The sequence below is a fragment of the Thermostichus sp. MS-CIW-40 genome (genome assembly GCF_054058315.1).
The window spans coordinates 1-1,883 of sequence record NZ_JBSSAC010000085.1 but is presented as its reverse complement, the minus strand read 5'-3'; the positions used below and the strand labels follow the sequence as shown (position 1 = coordinate 1,883).

General features: G+C 45.8%; 2 protein-coding genes and 2 pseudogenes. 3 read left to right on the top strand and 1 reads right to left on the bottom strand.

Translation table 11 applies throughout. From position 1 onward, the window contains the following. Positions 1–105: 105 nt before the first annotated feature. A pseudogene (locus ACVWXF_RS14195) lies at positions 106–411 on the top strand (DUF3386 family protein); the annotation flags it as partial. 114 nt (positions 412–525) lie between these two features. Here ACVWXF_RS14195 and ACVWXF_RS14190 read toward each other — a convergent pair. Continuing rightward, positions 526–642: pseudogene (locus ACVWXF_RS14190) on the bottom strand (IS630 family transposase); the annotation flags it as partial. Positions 643–653: 11 nt separating this feature from the next. On the opposite strand from ACVWXF_RS14190, the gene ACVWXF_RS14185 reads away from it, so the two are divergent. Together ACVWXF_RS14185 and ACVWXF_RS14180 are read left to right on the top strand one after the other, a co-directional pair. Continuing rightward, positions 654–1,430 (top strand): SAM-dependent methyltransferase, encoded by a 777-nt coding sequence (locus ACVWXF_RS14185; RefSeq protein ID WP_011431400.1) that lies wholly within the window; start codon positions 654–656, stop codon positions 1,428–1,430. After that, complete coding sequence (locus tag ACVWXF_RS14180) at positions 1,430–1,762, top strand: cupin domain-containing protein (RefSeq protein WP_011433845.1); 333 nt, start codon at positions 1,430–1,432, stop codon at positions 1,760–1,762. Before ACVWXF_RS14185 ends, ACVWXF_RS14180 begins: the two co-directional genes overlap by 1 nt. The last annotated feature ends 121 nt before the right edge of the window (positions 1,763–1,883 follow it).

Sequence of the window (1,883 nt, the reverse complement as noted above, 5' to 3'; positions counted from 1 at the left end):
GAAGACTTCTTTACTACTGATCAATCCATCCTCCTTCCGAAGTTGGTTTGCTAAGTGCTGCTATTGTACCCCTTGAGCCCTTAACAGGCTGTATCTTCTACCGATAGGTACTGGGTTCAGGGCAAGCACATTCAAATGGTACATCGCCATCTTGCCAATCGGACAATTACAGTCTCAGTTCAAGAGTTTTACGATACAGGTGAGGGCTACCTACCCACTCACTACACTGCTGAGTATTGTAGCCCAGGAACTGGAGAAAAAACTCAAGCAAAGATGATCTACGAAGATCGTTATCAAAAAATAGGTCGGTATTGGATTCTGGTTGAGAGAAGAATTTGGGAAGAGCAGGATGGCCAAAAAAGTTCATCCCCTCAACTTTTCCTCTTCTCTAATATTCGATTTTTCGAATAGCTGAGAAAAATAAGTTTTTCTTTGCGGCTGTGGGCATCTCTCATTATAGAAGGTGATGAGGTGCTCACAGCCAAGCTCAAAACAGATGGCCACAAGGTACAGCCTGTTAAGGGCTCAAGGGGTACAATAGCAGCACTTAGCAAACCAACTTCGGAAGGAGGATGGATTGATCAGTAGTAAAGAAGTCTTCACTATCTGCTCCATGCTATATTTCCCAATTCTGCAAAGCTTTGGAGTTACCTATGTCTAAGCTGGACTTAAAAAATGCACCTGGACACCAGGTACTGGCTGCGGCAGGTAAAAAGGCACTTCGACCGGGGGGCTTTGGCGCTACCGAACGGCTCTTCAAGTTTGCCGAGTTCCGTCGAGGAGAAACTGTGCTGGAACTTGCCTCAGGCCTTGGCTACACGGCTATTCGATTGGCAAAGCGCTATGGCATACATGTTACCGGCATTGAGAAAAATCCAGATAACATTGCTCGCACTCGCGCTAATGTTTCTGCAGCAGGGCTAGCCGGCCAAGTTGAGATCCTCGAGGGCGATATCTTTCACCTAGATCAAATCGATCAGAAATTTGACTATGTCTTGGCGGAAGCTATTTTAACAATGCAGTCCGATGCAGGAAAATCTAAGATTTTGTCAGGGATTTACAATTGCCTCAAGCCAGGGGGTAAGTTCCTCAGCCATGAGCTGCGAGTTGAGGGATCCAACAGCGACGCTATCCGCAAGGAGTTATCCTCCGTAATCCATGTCAATGCCAATCCTTTATCTACTGACAGCTGGCTTGCAACTGTTCAGCAAGCAAATCTTACGGTTGTCCAGTATGCCACCGGCCCCTTAACTTTGCTCAATCCCGTTGCTATTGCTACAGAGGAAGGATTGCCGACGCTCTTAACTATGGTGTGGAATGTGCTTACACGTCCTGTAATCCGGCAGCGGATCTTATCTATGAAGCAAATCTTTAGCCGATATCGAAATAACCTAGGCTACATCATACTGATTGCCAAGAAGGAGGCTTAATGATGTCTCTTGTCTCCCCTGAGTCACCTTTTTTGCAGCTCAAAGATCACATTGCTTATTCTGTGGAAGGAGTTCTCAGCAAGATCATTTGGAAAAGTGAAGTCTGCCAACATACTCTTTTCTGTATGGCGGGAGGCACAAGTATTTCCGAGCATACCTCCACAAGGGACGCTACTCTCCACGTCATTGAAGGAACTGGAGTCTTAACCCTTGCAGGTGAGAAGATCTCTCTATCTCCGGGCATATTTGTCTTAATTTCGGCAAATGTTCCCCATGAGTTAGAAGCCACTGCTGACCTTGCTTTTGTTCTGACTTTATCAAAGGCAAGTTAAGAACGCCGCCTTTTACTCAGCCAGCCGCTTACAGCCTTTTAATTTAAAATAGGGTACAGGTATTCAAGAGGAAGGAGAGAAAGGAATGCCGACTCATTCTTTGGATTTGCGGCAAAGAGTT

Excerpts from the sequence above, each read along its gene's own strand:
- ACVWXF_RS14180 (WP_011433845.1), top strand. The coding sequence starts at position 1,430 with ATGATGTCTCTTGTCTCCCCTGAGTCACCTTTTTTGCAGCTCAAAGAT.
- ACVWXF_RS14185 (WP_011431400.1), top strand. The coding sequence starts at position 654 with ATGTCTAAGCTGGACTTAAAAAATGCACCTGGACACCAGGTACTGGCT.